This window comes from Caulobacter sp. GW821-FHT12D05 (assembly GCF_058807295.1).
This window is the reverse complement of the sequence record NZ_JBXAQO010000001.1, coordinates 695,297-713,170: the sequence shown is the minus strand read 5'-3', so window position 1 is coordinate 713,170 and position 17,874 is coordinate 695,297. Positions and strand designations below refer to the sequence as shown.

Annotated in this window: 13 protein-coding genes; 3 read left to right on the top strand and 10 right to left on the bottom strand. The window is 68.2% G+C overall.

The annotated features are described in order from the left end of the window. Positions 1–186 precede the first annotated feature (186 nt). Positions 187–888, bottom strand: coding sequence for an FABP family protein (locus AC1RRR_RS03010; RefSeq protein WP_492810454.1), 702 nt, complete (start codon positions 886–888; stop codon positions 187–189). A gap of 55 nt (positions 889–943) precedes the next feature. After that, positions 944–2,833 (bottom strand): ulvan lysase-like protein, encoded by a 1,890-nt coding sequence (locus AC1RRR_RS03005; RefSeq protein WP_492810452.1) that lies wholly within the window; start codon positions 2,831–2,833, stop codon positions 944–946. A gap of 257 nt (positions 2,834–3,090) precedes the next feature. Between AC1RRR_RS03005 and paoA the strand changes: the two genes are divergently transcribed. The 3 genes from paoA to paoC are packed head-to-tail and all read left to right on the top strand — an operon-like array spanning position 3,091 to position 6,871. Further along, positions 3,091–3,720, top strand: a complete 630-nt coding sequence (gene paoA / locus AC1RRR_RS03000; RefSeq protein WP_492810451.1) for an aldehyde dehydrogenase iron-sulfur subunit PaoA — start codon at positions 3,091–3,093, stop codon at positions 3,718–3,720. Beyond that, positions 3,717–4,667 (top strand): FAD binding domain-containing protein, encoded by a 951-nt coding sequence (locus tag AC1RRR_RS02995; RefSeq protein WP_492810449.1) that lies wholly within the window; start codon positions 3,717–3,719, stop codon positions 4,665–4,667. The genes paoA and AC1RRR_RS02995 overlap by 4 nt, the downstream gene beginning before the upstream one ends. Before the next feature lie 5 nt (positions 4,668–4,672). Then, positions 4,673–6,871, top strand: coding sequence for an aldehyde oxidoreductase molybdenum-binding subunit PaoC (gene paoC, locus AC1RRR_RS02990; protein WP_492810448.1), 2,199 nt, complete (start codon positions 4,673–4,675; stop codon positions 6,869–6,871). A 9-nt stretch (positions 6,872–6,880) separates the two neighbouring features. Here paoC and AC1RRR_RS02985 read toward each other — a convergent pair whose 3' ends face one another. From AC1RRR_RS02985 to AC1RRR_RS02950, 8 genes are all read right to left on the bottom strand, one after another. Continuing rightward, complete coding sequence (locus AC1RRR_RS02985; RefSeq protein ID WP_492810446.1) at positions 6,881–7,393, bottom strand: MarR family transcriptional regulator; 513 nt, start codon at positions 7,391–7,393, stop codon at positions 6,881–6,883. A 9-nt stretch (positions 7,394–7,402) separates the two neighbouring features. Next, the gene (locus AC1RRR_RS02980; RefSeq protein ID WP_492810445.1) at positions 7,403–8,959 is read right to left on the bottom strand and encodes a serine hydrolase; all 1,557 of its coding nucleotides are present in this window, start codon (positions 8,957–8,959) and stop codon (positions 7,403–7,405) included. Beyond that, complete coding sequence (locus AC1RRR_RS02975) at positions 8,956–10,077, bottom strand: YkvI family membrane protein (RefSeq protein ID WP_492810444.1); 1,122 nt, start codon at positions 10,075–10,077, stop codon at positions 8,956–8,958. The genes AC1RRR_RS02980 and AC1RRR_RS02975 overlap by 4 nt, the downstream gene beginning before the upstream one ends. Continuing rightward, a complete protein-coding gene (locus AC1RRR_RS02970) occupies positions 10,074–11,129 on the bottom strand; it encodes an N-acetyltransferase DgcN family protein (protein ID WP_492810442.1) in 1,056 nt (351 codons plus the stop codon). Before AC1RRR_RS02970 ends, AC1RRR_RS02975 begins: the two co-directional genes overlap by 4 nt. 4 nt (positions 11,130–11,133) lie before the next feature. Then, entirely contained in the window at positions 11,134–13,368 is a 2,235-nt protein-coding gene (locus tag AC1RRR_RS02965; RefSeq protein WP_492810440.1) for a TonB-dependent receptor, read from the bottom strand. Positions 13,369–13,546: 178 nt separating this feature from the next. After that, a complete protein-coding gene (locus tag AC1RRR_RS02960) occupies positions 13,547–14,824 on the bottom strand; it encodes a peptide MFS transporter (RefSeq protein ID WP_492810439.1) in 1,278 nt (425 codons plus the stop codon). Further along, entirely contained in the window at positions 14,821–15,834 is a 1,014-nt protein-coding gene (locus AC1RRR_RS02955) for a dipeptide epimerase (RefSeq protein WP_492810438.1), read from the bottom strand. Before AC1RRR_RS02955 ends, AC1RRR_RS02960 begins: the two co-directional genes overlap by 4 nt. Continuing rightward, positions 15,834–17,837 carry a serine hydrolase domain-containing protein gene (locus AC1RRR_RS02950; RefSeq protein WP_492810437.1) on the bottom strand — a complete coding sequence of 668 codons (2,004 nt, stop codon included), beginning with the start codon at positions 17,835–17,837 and terminating at the stop codon, positions 15,834–15,836. Before AC1RRR_RS02950 ends, AC1RRR_RS02955 begins: the two co-directional genes overlap by 1 nt. Positions 17,838–17,874 lie beyond the last annotated feature (37 nt).

Below are 17,874 nucleotides of genomic sequence, written 5' to 3'. Positions count from 1 at the left end.
CCGCCAAGCCGGTTGACCGAGCGGACCGCCGTTTGCGGTGAGTTCGACGTGCGTCGCCTCACCGTCCCCGGAATCTTTTATTTAATATGCTTTAATTAACCGAGGCGAATTTATCGTACAAGCGGGTTTTTCACGGTCGCGATTTCCCGGCAGCGGGGGTGATCCGCTGCCGGGTCTCGGGGGTTTTTAGTCCACGCTTTCCGGCGGCGCGATCGAGACGAAGCCGTGAGCTTCGACCAGGCTGGCCTGGCCGGCGGCGATCCGCGCCGACGGATTGGGGCGGGGCTCGGCGACCTTGTGCAGGGTGTTGCGGTCGACGTGCCGGAACGGCGCCGCCCTGCCCCGCACCTGCAGCATGGTGGTCGAGGTGTAGGACCAGCCACCGTCGTCCTCGAAGCGCACGTCCAGCTCGTAGGAATCGGTCCGGAACGCCCATTCCAGGAAGTCGGTCGAGCTGATGCCGTAGCCGGGGCTGCCGCGCTCGGCGCGAACGACCAGGCCGGAGCCGTCCTCGGCGGCGCGGCCGGCGGCCAGAGCGGTCTGCCCGCGCGGAAGGGCCAAGGTCTGCATGATCAGGCCCGTGGCGGGTTCCCACAGCCAGTAGCCGACCTGGTCGTGGAAGGTGGTGTCCTCGTCCGAGGCGACGATGTGGACGTGGTAGCGCAGGCCGTACAGCAGCTGCGGGCCGTTGGCCTGCGGATCGATCGGCTGCATCTCGATGCGCTCGAGGAACTCGCGGCGCTCGGGGCCATCGGCCTTGGGGTTGAGGTCGACGCCCTTCATCCCCTCCCAGACGCCGGCCAGGCGGCGCAGCGGACCCAGATTGGCCAGGGTGTCCGGATCCACGTCCTCCGGTTCGGTGAAGATGTCGTCGGGAAAGTCGTGCATGGCGTCCGCGCTCTGGTGAAGCTTGGCGCCGGCTCTACCGCCCCGAGCGGGCGCGTCAAGCGGCGCTGATCGCCAGGCTAGCGACTTGCCCGTCCCGCAGCTTGATCGAAAGCAGCACGGCTTGCAGACCAGGCACGAGATTGAAGATCCGCGCCGCAACGTCGCCGGTCAGGTCGGCGTCCGGACTGGACACCTCGATCATGCCACGGGACTTGGCGATGGCGACTGAACGAGCGTCTCGGCGCGTGGCGAACTCATCCTTGCTCGCCACGACCGGCGCGACGAGATGCGCGGCGCGATCACCCAGGCCGGAAACCTTCGCGCTCAGCTCCAACCCGCGCGGCGTCACCCTATAGGCCACGGTGAAAGCGACCGGCGGCTCCAGCTCGCGCCCCTCGGGCGTCTTCAAGCGACCGGACGCCGTGGCGACGACCGCGCCGTCCCGCTCGACGGTTTCCAGCGTCGCGGCCAAATCGGCGATGCTAGTGAAGACGTCCTTGCCCTGGACCACCTCGATCCGCAGGGTCAGCGGCTGGTGCGCGGCGTCGATCGGGACCTGCTGGTTGCTGATCTCGACGGCCTTGTAGCGCGTCATGCTGGCCGCCAGCACCGGGCCCAGCACCTGGTGATGCAGCAACGAGATCGCGCCGCCCGAGGCGTGACCGCCGCCAGCCGGGGCCAGGTAGTCGAAGTCGTAGTCGGTGAAGGTCGCTCGCCAGGGGCCGAGCGAGGCGAGGTGCGTCCCGATCTCAGGGAATGGCTTCAGGCCATAAGGCTTGTCTCGCGGCAGCTCGGCGCGTGGCGAAGACGCGATCGGCTCGGCAAGGTCCAGCACCGCCGCCAGCGCCTTGGCGTGGCTGAAGGTGTGGTGGATGCACGGCCGATAGCCGGCGGCGCGATAGTGCGGACCGCCGTACAGCAGGCCATCGTGCGTGCAGGCCGCCATCAGGGCCAGGTTGCGCGCCGAGACCTCGGCGAAACGCGGATCACGATCGGCCAGCAGGCGATAGGCCGGATGGCACCCGTCACTGGTGCGGCTGCCCCACCAGGTCCACTTGAAGTTCCGCGTGCCCCAGCTGTTATCCCAGCCGCCGTCGGGCAGCATGAACTCCATATGAGCGCGTAGGCTGGTCACGACCTGATCCAGCAGCGCCTGGTCGCCAACACGCAGGCCATACATGGCCAGGGCCGGCAACGACTCCTCGACATTGTAGCCTAGGTCGACCGGCGGCCGTCCCTTGGGGGTGCGACCGCGCTGGGGATGACCCTCGCCGAACAGCAGGCCGTTCGGCGTGAAGAAGTCGAGGCTGGCCTGAGCAAAGTCGCGGGCCTTGGCGACATAGGCGTCTCGCCCCAGCGCCTCGGCGCCCAGCGAGAAGGCGTAGGCCGTCGAGATCGGATAGTTGATGTTGCCGGTGTCGATCTTCATGAAGCCGTCGAGGAAGTCGAAGGCCTTGGCCAGTCGCGCCCGCCAGGCCTCGCGCGTCGCCGCGTCCAGCAGGTCGCCGTGGTGCAGCAGCGTCTCCGACAGGGCGATGGCGCGGAAGACGGTGATGCCCTTCCAGTCGTTCAGGAAGACGTCGTTGACCCAGCTGCCGTCGGGCCGGCTGACATTGTGCTCGCTCCAGGTCTGAGCCGCCTTGGCGGCGCGGATATAACGGACATCACCGCTGGTCCGCGCCATGCGCAACAACGGATAGACCGTGTCGGCGACGCGTCCGTGGACCATGCCGCAGCCCGGACATAGGAAACCGCCATTGGCGCCCTCCCCGGCCAAGCCCGTCACCTGGTAAGCCAGCAGCCCGTCGCACCAGGTCTTCAGCAGGCGCTCATAGGGCTGGAGGTCGGCTCGCATGGCGGCCCTCGCCACGGCCGGCGCCAGCGCCGCCGCCGTCGAGACGCCCAGCATCCCCCTGCGTGAAAGTCCCGCGCCCTGCCCGGTCATCCGCCCCTCCGTCATTATTGGGGGCACCATGGCGGCGCGAACGGGATTTGGACAGGCCAATTTTAGATATCGGTCATGCCAATTTGCGTTAGAGTGACGGAACGCGCGATTGATGAATCCAATTCATCAGCATGTGGAGCAAAACGGACTAATCGTCCCCTCGATGGTCCGATAGCCTGCGCCCTGCCTTTGCGCGGCAACTACCCGCCGTTCCCGCCGCTTATAGTCGCGGCGTCCGCGGAGGATCGGAGAATGAAATGGCCGACATCGAAGACCTCAGCCTCTCGAGGCGCGACCTGATGGCCGCCGGTGCGGCCTCGGCCGCCATCGCCGGCGCGCCCGCCGCGGCCAGCGCCGCGACGCCGGACGCGCCCAGCCTGCACCAGGTGACCTTCAAGGTGAACGGCCAGAAGCGGTCGCTGAACCTGGACACCCGCACCACCCTGCTGGACGCCCTGCGCGAGCACCTGCGGCTGACCGGCACCAAGAAGGGCTGCGACCACGGCCAGTGCGGTGCCTGCACGGTCATGGTCGACGGACGGCGGATCAATGCCTGCCTGAGCCTGGCGGTGATGCACGAGGGCGACGAGATCACCACGATCGAAGGCCTGGGCACGCCCGACAAGCTGCACCCGCTGCAGGCGGCCTTCATCAAGCACGACGGCTACCAGTGCGGCTACTGCACGCCGGGCCAGATCTGCTCGGCCAAGGCGGTGCTGGACGAGATCAAGGCCGGCGTCCCCAGCCACGTCACGGCCGACCTGACCGACGCCCCTAAGGTCACAGAGGCGGAACTCCGTGAACGGATGAGCGGCAATATCTGTCGCTGCGGGGCCTATTCCAACATCGTCGAAGCCATCGCCGACGTCGCGGGAGGCCTGGCATGAAAGCCTTCGCTTACGAACGCGCTCGCACCCCGGCACAGGCCGCCGCGGCCGTCGCCAAGGACCCGACCGCCCGCTTCATCGCCGGCGGCACCAATCTGCTGGACCTGATGAAGCTGGAGATCGAGACGCCCCGCCGGCTGATCGACGTCAACGGCCTGAAGCTGGACAAGATCGAGGCGACCAAGGACGGCGGCCTGCGCATCGGCGCCTTGGTGCGAAACACCGACCTGGCGGCCGACAAGCGCGTGCGCAAGGACTATGGCGTCCTCTCGCGCGCCTTGTTGGCCGGCGCCTCGGGCCAGCTGCGCAACAAGGCCACCACGGCCGGCAACCTGCTCCAGCGGACCCGGTGCCCGTACTTCTACGACACCAACATGCCCTGCAATAAGCGCACGCCCGGCGCGGGCTGTTCGGCGATCGGCGGCTTCACCCGTTCTCACGCGGTGTTGGGAACCAGCGAGGCCTGCATCGCCACCCATCCCAGCGACATGGCCGTGGCCATGCGGCTGCTGGACGCCTCGGTCGAGACCGTAAAGCCGGATGGTGCCACCCGGACGATCCCGATCGCGGACTTCCATCGCCTGCCTGGCAACACGCCGCACGTCGAAACCGCGCTGACGCCGGGCGAGCTGATCACCGCCGTCACCCTGCCCAAGCCGGTCGGGGGGACGCACGCCTATCACAAGGTCCGCGATCGGGCGTCCTACGCCTTCGCCCTCGTCTCGGTGGCGACCATCCTGCACAAGGATGGCACGGGCCGCGTGGCCCTGGGCGGTGTGGCGCACAAGCCCTGGCGGATCGAGGCGGCCGAGAGCGCTCTGCCGCAGGGCATCAAGTCGGTGTCCGAACTCCTGCTGGCCGGTGCCAAAACCACCTCCCAGAACGCCTTCAAGCTGACCCTGGCCGAGCGCGCCCTGGGCGCGGCGATCGCCGAAGCGAAAGCCTAACAGCCATGAAGTTCGACACCCCCGCCACGACCAATCCGATCGACCAGCTGAAGGTGGTCGGCAAGCCGACCGACCGCATCGACGGCCCGCTGAAGACCACAGGCATGGCGCCCTATGCCTATGAGCGGCACGACGCGCTGGAGAACGTCGCCTACGGCTACATCCTGGGCTCGGCGATCGCCAAGGGCAGCATCAAGTCCATGGACGTCAGCCGCGCCAAGGCCGCGCCGGGCGTCGTGACCGTGGTCACCGCCCAGACGGCCGGAAAGTTGGGCAAGGGTGACTTCAACACCGCCAAGCTGCTGGGCGGCCCCGACATCCAGCACTACCACCAGGCCGTCGCGGTCGTGGTCGCCGAGACCTTCGAGCAGGCTCGCGCCGCCGCTGCCCTGATCAAGGTGGACTACGAGCGCGCCAAGGGGACCTTCGACCTGGCCTCGGCCAAGGACGGCGCGCCGCCGGTCGGCAAGAGCAATCCCGATACCGCCGTCGGCGACTTCGACACGGCCTTCGCCGCCGCGCCGGTCAAGCTGGACGAGACCTACACGACGCCCGACCACGCCCACGCCATGATGGAGCCGCACGCCACCATCGCGACCTGGAAAGGCGACAAGCTGACGGTCTGGACCGCCAACCAGATGGTCGCCTGGAGCCGGGGCGACGTGGCCAAGACTCTTGGCATTCCCAAGGACAATGTCCGACTGGTCTCGCCCTATATCGGCGGCGGTTTCGGCGGCAAGCTGTTCATCCGCGCCGACGTGATACTGGCCGCGCTGGGCGCCAAGGCGGCGGGCCGGCCGGTCAAGATCGCCCTCCAGCGGCCCTTGATGTTCAACAACACCCCGCACCGCCCGGCGACGATCCAGCGCATCCGCCTGGGCGCGACGGCCGACGGCAAGTTGACCGCCATCGGCCACGAAAGCTGGTCCGGAGACCTGCCCGAGGGAGGCCCCGAGACCGCCACCCAGCAGACCCGCCTCCTGTATGCCGGCGCCAACCGCATGATGAAGATGAAGCTGGCCGTGCTGGACCTGCCAGAAGGCAACGCCATGCGCGCGCCAGGCGAGGCCCCGGGCCTGATGGCGCTGGAGGTGGCGATCGACGAACTGGCCGAGAAGCTGGGCATCGACCCGATCGAGCTGCGCGTCATCAATGACACCCAGGTCGACCCGGAAAAGCCCGGCCGGCCGTTCTCGCAGCGCAAGCTGGTCGAGTGCCTGCGCACCGGCGCCGACAAGTTCGGCTGGGCCAAGCGCAGCGCGCGTCCCGGCCAGGTCCGCGACGGCCGCTGGCTCGTCGGCATGGGCGTGGCGGCGGCCTTCCGCAACAACCTGGTCATGAAGTCGGCCGCCCGCGTGCGGCTGGAGACCACCGGCCAGATCGTGGTCGAGACCGACATGACCGACATCGGCACCGGCAGCTACACGATCATCGCCCAGACCGCCGCCGAGATGATGGGCGTGCCGCTGCATCAGGTGACCGTGAAACTGGGTGACTCTTCGTTCCCCGTGTCGGCCGGCTCGGGCGGCCAATGGGGTGCCAACAGCTCGACGGCCGGCGTCTATGCGGCCTGCGTGAAACTGCGCGAAGCCGTCGCGACCAAGCTGGGCCTGGATCCGGCGACCGCCGAGTTCTCGGATGGCCGGGTGAAGCTCGGCAACCAGAGCCTGCCGCTGGCCCAGGCCGCCGCCGACGCGCCGATCGTCGTCGAGGACGCCATGGAATATGGCGACCTGACCAAGACCCACCAGCAGTCGACCTTCGGCGGCCACTTCGTCGAGGTCGGGGTCGACGTCGCCACCTGCGAGATCCGCATCCGCCGCATGCTGGCCGTCTGCGCCGCCGGGCGGATCCTCAACCCCAAGGCCGCCCGCAGCCAGGTGATCGGGGCCATGACCATGGGCGCCGGCGCGGCGCTGATGGAGGAGCTGGTCGTCGACAAGCGGCTGGGCTTCTTCGTCAATCACGACCTGGCCGGCTACGAGGTGCCGGTCCATGCCGACATCCCGCACCAGGAGGTGATCTTCCTGGACGAGACCGACCCGATGTCCTCGCCGATGAAGGCCAAGGGCGTGGGCGAGCTGGGCATCTGCGGCGTCGGCGCGGCGGTGGCCAACGCCATCTACAACGCCACCGGCGTGCGGGTGCGCGAGTATCCGGTCACGCTGGACAAGCTGCTGAAGGACATGCCCGTCGTGGCGTGAAGGCTGGGCTTAGTCGCCGAGCAAAGCGCGGGCGTAGTGCTGGCGATCGATGATCGGGCGGAAGAAGGTCAGAGCGCCGTCGATGACGGCCGGCTCGTTCAGCAGGGCCTTGAACCACAGGTTCGCCTCGGCCACGCCGCGATGCAGGGCCGTGACACGATAGCTGTGCTTACCGGTGACGGCGGCGGCAGCCGAGACGGCCGGGTCATCGCGCAGACGGGCCTCGAACTGGTCGAGGTCGCGCACCTCCAGCAGTCGCGTGCGCAGATCGGCGATGCAGTGGCAGACGTCGCCCGGCAGCCGCACCCGGTCAACCAGCTTGAGCAGTCCGCTCTGCTTGAAGCGCGTGATGATCCGGTGCGCCGTGGTCTGCGAGACGTCGAACATCTGGGCCAGTTCAGCCACCGTCGGCAGCGGTTTGCCCTCCAGCTGGGCCAGGATTTCCAGGTCCGCCTCCAGCCCGACGCGCGGGGCCGGCGCCTGGCGCGAAAGATGCGGCGGTCCGGGTCTGATCTGGTTCACTTGCGCCGCCTAGTCGCCGCGCTTCGGCGTGAACAGCAGGTCGTGATAGTCCCAGCTGAAATCGGCGATCGGCGAGGCCGCCTTCATGGTCACCCGCTCCACGCCGCCATCGGCATTGAGGCCGAAGGTGACATAGGCCGGCTCCAACGCCTTGTCGTCGAAGCGGGTGACGAAGGTGTCGTACTGCCAGTGCTCCAGCTTGCCGGCCATGCGCGGCGTCGACTTGAAATCGATACGCAGGCCGCCGTCGCCTTGGGTTACCGCGATGTCGCCGTACCAGGGATCGCTGTAGGTCCCGGCATACTTGGCGACCGGCAACGAAGGCCCGACGCCGGCCGGCTTGGCCTGGGCGCCGCCCAAGGCCTTCAACGCCCCGCCGACCAGCTGCTTCTTGTAGGTGATGTAGCGCTCGGTCCACGGCTCGGGCTTGAGGCCCAGATAGTGGTCCAACAGCTCGTACATCAGGCCGCGCGGCAGCTCGCCGTCCTCGCTGTTCAGCTCGATCGAGAAGCCGACATTGCGGTCGGGGATCAGCACGACCACGGTCTTGAAGCCGAACACCGCGCCGCCATGCCAGACGATCTGGGTCCCGCGATAATCCTGGATCTCCCAGCCCAGGGCGTAGGCCTGGAAGGTCGGCTTGGTGACCTCGAAGCCCGGCGGGACCTTGTCCAGCGGCTGGATCACCGTCGGCTGCCACATGGCCTTGGACTGGGCCTCGCTGAACAGGCGCTTGCCGCCCGGCAGAGCGCCATGGGCCAGCTGCAGCTTCAGCCACTTGGCCATGTCGTTGGCGCTGACGGCCATGCCGCCGGCCGGGGCGGCGCTGGTCGACAGCTCGTCGCGCTCGTCCAGCACCTCCTGGTCGCCCGCCCCGCGCAAGCCGCCGTTCATGCGGGCGTGTGGCTGGGCGCGGTTGGCGATCTGGAAACGACGACCATCGGTGGTCGAACTGGTCATGCCCGCGGCGGCGAAGACGTGCTCGCGGACATAGTCCTCCCAGGTCTGGCCGGTGACCGCCTCGATCAGCTGGCCGGCCACCATGTAGAGGACGTTGTCGTAGGCGTAGCCGCTGCGGAAACTCGTCGCGGGTTTGAGATAGCGCAGGCGACGCACGGCCTCGGCGCGCGGGATGTTGCTGCGCGGCACGAACAGCAGGTCGCCCTGCCCCAGCCCCAGGCCGCTGCGATGGACCAGCAGGTCGCGCACGGTGAGCTCGCGCGTCACCCACGGGTCGTACATCTGGAAGCCTGGCAGGCGGTCGGTGACCTTGTCGTCCCAGGACAGCTTACCGGCGTCGACCAGGGTGGCCAGGGCCGCCACGGTGACCGCCTTGCCAGTCGAGCCGGTCATGAACAGGGTGTCGGCGTCGACCTTCTCGGGGCTGCCGATTTTGCGGACGCCATAACCCTTGGCCAGCACGGTCTGGCCTTCGTCGACGATGGCGATCGACAGGCCCGGCGCGCCGACCTTCTGGCGCAGCGCCTCGACATGGGCGTCGAAGCCCTTGGGCGGCTGGACGATGGGACCGGCCGCGAGCGCGGCCGCGAGGATGAGGCTGATCATGAGACCTCCGGTTGGAAGGCGGGACGCCGGGCGAGGCGGACAAGGCCCAGGGTCGCCAGCGGAATGACGTAGAGCGCGATCAGGGCGTAGGCGAGCAGCCGGTAGCCGCCGGCGATCAGGCGGACCAGCCCGACCCGCTCGGCCAGGACCATGCAGAAGACGAGCAGAGCCAGGGCGCAGAGCGCGCGAGCGCGGACGCCGAAGGCCCGCCCCATCCGGGCTTGAAAGGCGCCGGCCACACGCTCGTTGATGGCGTGCACCGCGCCCGTACCGCTCTCCAGCAGGGCCGCGAACACCATCACCTGGAACAGCAGGCGGAAGATCGGCAGGTTCAGCTTGGCCAGCAGCACGTCGGACGGCAGGGCCGCCCCGCTGACCTCGGGCGCATAGGCGCACATGCAGACGAAGAAGACGAAGGCCGGGATCATGGCCAGCGGCCCGGCGATCAGGCCGGCAGTGACGGCGTCACGATCGCTGAGCAGGTGGCGGGTCACCGGCAGGATGATCACCGCCCCGATGATGTTGTAGCCGGCATAGGTCCCGCCGCCGACCAATGCGTCCGTCCCGAACGGGATTGGAACCGAGAACGCGGCGGCGATATCGTGGCCAAAAGTCGTCAGGGCCAGGATCAGGAACAGGCCGTACACGCCGTAAAGCAGGATCGAGACCCAGGCGAACAGCTGCTCGACGACCTTGTTGCCGAACGCCGCGAAGGCGGTGACGCCCACGAGCAGCGCCAGCATCCCAGCCCACTTCGGCGCGCCGAACACCGCGTGGCCGATCTCGCCCGCCGCCGCGCCGAACACGGCCAGCACGATGATGACGAAGAAGGCGTAGGCCAACTCGAAGGCGATCCAGCCCTTGCCCAGCAGCGCCTGGAAGAAGCTGCGATAGTCCCGCGCCCCGCTCGCTCGCGCAAACAGGAAGGTCAGAACGCACATGCCGCTCCAGATCAGCGTCGCCAGGGTCAGGCCGGCCAAGCCGCCCCATGGGCCGGCGGGCAGGAAGAACTCGGCGATCTCGCGGCCCGTGGCATAGCCACCGCCGATGACGGCGGCCTTGAAGGCCAGGCCCGGCAGCAGCCAGCGGCTGAACCAGCCTGACGCCTGGCCACTCATAGGAGGCAGGAGTCCAGCAGGCGTTCGAACGCGGCGCCGCCCCGTAGCGGATCAGCAGTCGGCAGACCTAGTCGCGCGGCGACCGCCTCGATCTCTGCCTGGGCAGCCTCGGCCGACAGCTTGCCGGTGTTGAGGCTGATCCCGGCGCAGCGGATGTTTGGACTGGTCACCCGTCCCAGGGCGATGGTCGCGTCGATCACCGCTTCGATCGACGGGACGGCGTGACCCGCATGGCCGAGGATCTCGGTCCGCCCCGGCTCGTGGCAGACTACGAAGGCGTCCGGCTGGCTGCCTTGCAGTAGGCCCAGCGACACCGCGCCATAGGCCGGGTGCAGCAACGAGCCCTGCCCCTCGATCACGTCGATATGGCTGGCCGGCGCGGCCGGGCTCAGCATCTCCGCGGCCCCGGCGATGAAGTCGGAGACCACGGCGTCGATCGGCATGCCGGAGCCGGCGATCATGATGCCGGTCTGGCCGGTGGCGCGGAAATCGACGTCCAGCCCCCTGCCCTTCAGCCCCCGGCTGATGGCCAGGGCCGCGTACTTCTTGCCCAGAGCGCAGTCGGTGCCGACGGTCAGGATCCGGCGGCCCGAGCGCGGCTTGCCCGAGCCGACGGGGATGCCCGGCGGCGGGGTGCGGACGTCGATCAGCCGGCGTCCGGTCCGCTCGGCGGCGGCCTTAAGCTCCGGGATGTCGCCGAGCTTGGCGTGCATGCCCGAAACGATGTCCAGTCCGGCCTCCAGCGCCTCGACCAGGCCGGCGATCCAGGCCGACGGGATGATCCCGCCAGCATTGGCGACACCGATCACCAGGCCCCGCGCGCCCTCGGCCGCCGCTTGCGCGGGGGCCAGGGCCGGCAGGCCGGTGCTGACGCGTCCGCCGGGCAGGACGAACTCGCCGACACAGCGCTCGCCGACCCAGTCACGCAGGCCGAAAGCGGTCTTGGCGTAGCCCGGCTCGACGGTGTCGCCGAGGAACAGGAGGTAGGGCGACGGCAGGCCGCCGACCTCCTCCCGGACTTCATCACGCGTGGCTCTGGCGATGGCGCTCATGCGATCAGAAGCCGGCCGTCAGGCTGACGCCGATGGTGCGCGGCCGGATCACGCCCGTACCCATCGCACCCGTCGGATAGACCGGCAGGCCGCTGGCCGTGATCGCCGAACTCGAGACCTTGCCGTCGGCGTCGAAGGCGTTCTTGACGTAGGCTTCCAGGTCGACCTTGCCGAAGCTCATCCCCGCCCGGAAGTCGACCACCTCGTAGGACGGGACTTCGCGCTGCTTGCCATTGGCGGTGCGATAGGTCGCATCGAACGTGCCGCTCTGCTTACCCATGACCCGCAGCGAGGCGCCGACATAGGCCTGGTTCTCGCCGATCGACCAGCTGTAGTCGCCGTTGAAGCCCAGGCTGATCTTCGGCGTGAACGGCAGCTGGTCGCCCTTCTTGCCGCCGACCAGGGCGCTGGTGTCGCCCGACAGCTTGGTGTCGGTATAGGCGCCGTTGGCCGACACGGTAAGACCGTTGGTCAAGCGCGCCGTGGCGTTGAACTCGACGCCGTCGCTCTTGGCGTCCGCGCCATTGGCGTTGATGCCGAAGTTGTTCACCACGGTCAGCAGCTGGATGCCCTTCCAGTCGATATGGAAGGCGGCGACGTCCAGGCTGAGGCGATGATCGGCGGTCTCGCCCTTGAAGCCGGCCTCGTAGCTGGTGACGGTGTCCGGATCGAAGCTGGCCGGCGTGCCGGCCGGGGCGCTGGGCGGGATCACGTTCGGACCGCCGGGACGATAGCCCTTGGCGACGCGGGCGTAGATCGAGCGGCGATCGTCCAGCTTGAACTTCGGGGCCAGCGAATAGGTGAAGACGTTGTCCGACGAGGTCAGGTTGCTGGCGATCGGCGTGCCGCCGGCCAGCACGCCCTTGGCCGCCTGGCTGGCGCTCTGCTTGTTGTGGCTGTAGCGGCCGCCGACATCGACGTCGATCCGGTCGCTCAGATGCACGGTGGCGTTGGCGAAGCCGGCATATTCCTTGTACCGCGAGCTCAGATCCAGATTGGCCAATAGCGGGATGCCGGTCAGCTGGGTCAGAGTGCCCGGCGTGACGGCGATATATTCCTGGTGGATCAGGCCCTTCTCGTCGGTGAAATAGCCGCCGACCATCCAGTCGAACTTGGCGCCGGGGTTCGAGGCCAGGCGGACTTCCTGGGTGTATTTCCGGTTGTTGGTGTTCTGGGCCAGGTAGAGCTCGTTGGTGAAACCCAACGCCGACTTGATCAGGCCACTGAGATTGAAAGTGGCGTCGTCGCGCTTGGTTTGGTTCAGCTTGCTGAAGCTGCTGGACGAGGTGAAGGTCGCAAAGCCCAGGTCGTAGTTCACCACGCCGTTGTAGACGCGGTAGTCGACGTCCGAGAACGCCGGCACGAACTGCGACAAGGTCGGTCGGCCGTACTTGGTCTTCAGGGTGTTGGGATCGCTCTCGACCACGGTCGGGGCGTCGGCCTTGATGTCCTGCAGCACGGCGGTCAGGCGCAGGTCGAATTTGTCGGTCGGCTTGAACAGCAGCGAGGCGCGGCCGCCATAGACCTTGGCGTCGTTGATGTCCTTCTCGACGTCCGAACCGCTGGTGCCGATCGAGTCGATGAAGCCGCCATCCTTGCGGTAGAAGCCCGAGGCGCGCAGGGCCACAGTCTCGCCCAGCGGGATGTTGACCATCGCCGTGGTGCGATACGACATCGCGCCACCCTTGGTGTCCTCGAGCGCGCCGCGAGCGCGGGCCGTGAAGCCCTTGGTGTCGGGCGTATTGGTCACGAACTTCAGCAGGCCGCCCATCGAGCTGGCGCCGTACAGCGTGCCTTGCGGGCCGCGCAGCACCTCGATGCGGGCGACGTCGAAAGTGTCGAAGTCGCCGGCCAGCACCGCGCCGTTGACCAGGGCGCTGCTCGAGCCGAACGGGGTCTCGTCCATGTAGACGGCCACGGTCGAGGCGACGCCGCCGGTGTTGACGCCGCGCATGACCAGGCGGCCCTGGCCGGGCGTGCTTTGCACCAGCTGCAGGCCGGGCACGAGCTTGAGGTAGTCGCTGAAGTTGGTCGCCGCATGGATCTCCAGGGCGTCCCCCGACACCACCGAGATCGCTTGCGGAATGTCGATCAGCGTCTGTTCGCGCTTCTGGGCGGTGACGACGATCTCTTCGACGGTCGAGACCTTCGGAGCCTCATCGGCCGCCATGGCGGCGGAGTGGGTCAGCAGCGCGCCGACGGCGCTGGAGATGAGCAGGGTCGTACGCTTGAGCTTCATTCTAGTCCCCTCGTTGTTGTGTGCGCCGGACGGCCCCCGGGGCGATGCCGCCCTCTTCCCGCCGGCGCTTGAGAGGTCGTCCGGGTTCCCCGTTTCCGACCTCAGCCCATTACGCAAATTTAATCCTATTCAGGACACTGTTATCCCAATCAGAGAATTGTCAACGACAATTGCGCGGCTAGGCGGACGGTTCGCCGGCCTCGGCGCGGCGCGCCCACGGATCGATCAGACGCAGGAGGATCGCGGCGGTGACGGCCAGGCCCGCCAGCAGCGCGAAATAGGCCGTGTGGGACATCTTGCTCCACAACGTCCCGACCAGGCCGGCGCTGAGGCTGCCGGCGAAGATGGTCAGGTACCAGGCCGCCACGGTGGTCGCGCCGAATCCCGGCGGCGCCAGGCGCGCGAATAAACCGAGGCCCGTCGGCAGGATGAACAGCTCGCCGAAGGTGTAGATCCCGAAGAAGACCACCAGCCACAGCCAGTGCGCCGCGCCGCCGCTGAAGGCGTCGACGGCGCAGAGCAGCAGATAGGCCCCGGCCACGATCAGCGCCCCGGTCGCCATGCGCTGAGCCGGCGACGTGTCGCGGCCGTGGTCGGCGCGTTTCTTCCAACCCGCCAGCAGCATCGGCGTCATGGCCATGACCAGCAGCGGGTTCAGCGACTGGAACCAGGTCATCGGCACGGTCCAGGAGCCCAGCCCCCGGTTCACGCCCGCGTCGGCCCAGAGAGCCACGGTGTTGCCGGCCTGCTCGTAGGCGCCGCGGAAGACGGTGACCGACAGCGCCACGCCCGCCAGGACCAGCACGGTCGGCAGGCCCATCCGCCCACGCGGAGCCGCCGACGCGGCGACGACCCTGCCCTGCTCGGCGGGCAGGTAGCGCTGTCCCCAAAGGTAGATCAGCAGGCCCGCCAGCATGCCCAGGCCGGCCACCGCGAAGCCGACGTGCCAGCCGAACACCTCGCCCAGCGTCCCGCACAGCAGGGGCGCGAGAAAGCCGCCGATATTGATGCCCAGATAGTAGACGTTGTAGGCCCAGCCCCGCCGGGGATCGCCCTCGGCATAGAGGTCGTTGATCTGGCTGGGCAGGGTCGGCAGGAACAGGCCGTTACCCAGCGCGATCGTCGCTAGGGCGACATAGAGCAGGTTCTCGAAACCCATCATGAAATGGCCGGCGGCCATGACGCTGGCGCCGATGATGATGGCCCGCCGCTTGCCCAGCAGCCGATCGGCGATCACCCCGCCGACGATCGGCGTGAAATAGGCGCAGGCCGTATAGGTCCCGTAGATCAGGGACGCCGTGCCCTGGGCGATCAAGAGCTGCTTGGTCATGTAGTAGACCAGCAGCGCGCGCATGCCGAAGTAGGAGAACTGCTCCCACATGTTCGTCAGGAACAGGACGGTCAGGCCGCGCGGCTGACCAAACCACGGCGACGGCTCGAGAACCTTGTCGGTCATGCGGCCGCCGCCGAGGCCGGAGCGCCCCACACGCCCTCGCCCGCCCAGACCGTGCCGTCCTTGTAGACCGCGCCGGGCGGCCGGTCCTTGGCCAGGAAGGTCGGGCCGTCCAGGTCGACCAGGTCGCAGATCTGGCCCAGCACGAAGCCCGGACCGGTGGCCAGGCTGGTACCGACCATAGTGCCGACCATGACCCCCAGACCCAGCCGCCGCGCCTTGGCGGCCATCAGCAGGCCCTCGGTCAGGCCGCCGCACTTGTCGAGCTTGATGTTGATGACCTGGAAGCGCCCCACCGCCGCCGACACGTCGGGCAGCGACACGCAGCTCTCGTCGGCCGCGATCGGAATGGGACTGTCGAAACCCTCCAACTCGTGCTCATGACCGCGCGCCAGGGGTTGCTCCAGGAGCGACACGCGCTGCTCGACCAGCGTCTCGACCAGGCCGTCCAGATCCGCGCGGACGAAACCCTGGTTGCCGTCGACGCCCAGCCAGGCGTCCGGACGCGCGGCGCGGATGGCCCGCACCCGGTCCTGGTCGAGCGCCAGATCGCCGGTCAGCTTGATCTTGATCGACCGCGCCTGGGCGTAGTCGATCGCGCCCTTGGCCATGGTCTCAGGCGTGTCGGCGCCGAGGGTGAAGGTGGTGCGCAGCGGCTGGGGGGCGTCCAGCCCCGCCAGCTTCCACACCGGCTGCCCAGTCAGCGCCGCCTCCAGCTCCCACAGCGCGCAGTCGACGGCGTTGCGGGCTCCGCCCGGCGGCAGGATGAAGCGCAGCGCCTCGCGGGTCGGCCAGGCCTCGATGGCCTCGCGGACCGCTTCGAGCTGAGCCCGCATGCTGTCCACGGTCTCCTTCAGAAAGAAGACCCCGGACGCTTCGCCACGCCCCTTCGCGCTGCCAGTCGACAGCGTCACGACGATGATGTCGGACGTGTCGAACACGTGCCTGGCGATCCGGAAGGGTTGCGCCAGCCGCAGCGTCTCGCTGGCGATGTCTAGGGTCAGCCGGCCCATCAGTAGTGCACCGACATGGCCAGCAGGTGGAAGGTCAGGGCGACGTAGAACAGCAGCAGCGTCGCCAGCACCAGGACCACGCTCCACAGCTTGCGCGCCCAGCTGCGGCCGTCGGTCCAGGTCAGCCAGGCGTTCCAGCCGGCGGTCGCCAGGGCCAGCGGCAGCACCACCCAGCCCAGGCCCTGGAGCAGCAGCATGATCCCGTCCATGCCGCCGGTCATGGCGGCCGCGCTGGACGTCATCGTCGTCACGCCCACGCCCCAGCCCACGATCAAGGCTAGCAGCAGACCGGCGCCGCCGCGTGCGGCCCGCGAAGCCGTCAGCGCCTTGCCGGAGATATCCGCCTTGGTCTTGTAGCGGCGACGGATCAGGGCGACGACCGGCCAGTACAGGAAGGTCAGGGCCAGGACGCCAATGCTGGCGAACAGCGCCGGCAGCAGCCACGCGCCGTTCTGCCCGGCCGGGATGCGGTCGAAGACCATGAACGGCGAGCCAAAATCCCAGCTCCAGCGGACGGGCTTGCCGTCAACGACCTGGGCGGCCAGGCGGTCATGACCGCCGACCTCGCGCCAGACGTAGGGCGCGATCTCGACCCATTCCTTAGGGCGACCATTGGCGCCCAGGATGCTGGGGACGATCAGCTCACCCTTGGGACCGACGGCGACCTTGGCCTGGCCCATCATGTAGAACAGCGACAGGAAACTGCCGTCGGCGCGGCGGCTGACCTGCCAGGGGCCGGCCAAGGCCTTGGCGTGCTCGGCGGACGTCTTGGCGTCGACCTTGCCGTCCGGCGCGCCGGCATAGGGCAGATAGCGGTCGGAGAAGTCACGGAAGATGGCCGTGCGCAGCGTGCCCGCCGCGCCCTGGCGACCGCCGCTGTTCACCGACAAATACAGGCCGACGTTCTCGTTCATGTAGAGGTGCAGCGAGGAGTGGAAACCCTCGGTGTCGCCCAGGTGGCCGATCACGTAGCGGCCGTTGATCGAGGTCTGGAAGAAACCCAGCTCCATGCGATCCAGCGGCCCGATCAGCGATTTGGGGTTCACCTTGTCCAGCGGGCTGTAGTGCATCGTGTGGGCCGTTTCCGCCGACAGAATGCGCTGGCCGTCCAGTTCGCCGCCCTGCAGGTGGGCGATCATGAAGCGGCCCATGTCCGCGCCGGTGGACGAGGCCGAGCCGGCCGGGGCCGGGCCGACGATCTCGAAGCCCTTCGAGGGCTTGCCCGGCTTGGAGTAGCCGATGGCGTCCGTGCCGGCCAGGTTGGCGGGCAGCGGCTGCCGCAGCGTAGTGTTCCGCATGTTCAGCGGACCCGTGACGTGACGGTCGATATAGTCGTTGAACTTCTCGCCCGACACGCGCTCGACCAGGTAGCCGGCCAGGGCCGTGCCGTAGTTCGAATAGGCCGGCGTCACGCCCGCCTCGAAGATGCGCTTGGGCACGTGGTTCTTCAGATAGGCGCCCAGCTCAGGCTCGGGCTTGCCGTAGAAGATCAGCTCCTTGACCACTTCCTCGAAGCCGGCCGTGTGGGTCATCAGCTGGCGCGTGGTGACAGGCTTGCCCTTGTAGGCCGGGATCTTGAAGTCCAGGTACTGGTTGATGTCGGCGTCCAGGTCGATCTTGCCGGCCTCGACCTGCTGCATCACGGCCGTCCAGGTGAACAGCTTCGAGATCGAGCCGGGCCGGAACAGGGTCTTGTAGGGATCGACCGACGTCTTCTTGTCGCGATCGGCATAGCCGAAGCCGCGCGTCGTCAAGATCTGGCCGTCCTTGACCACCGTGACCACGGCGCCGGGAATGTCGCCCACCCGCAAAGCGTAGGGCATGTAGCCGTCCAGCCAGAGATCGACATCGGCCTTGGTCAGCGTCGCGCTGGCCGACGGAATCGCCGGCGCGGCGGCCGGCGGCGGCGCGACCTTGGCCACCGGCGGCGTGGCCGTTTCCTGCCGCGTCTGCGCCTGGGTCGAACCCAGCCCCGCTAGCACCGCGGCCACTACGACCGCCACTCTTTTGATCGCCCTCATTCCCTCGCCCTCCCTCGAC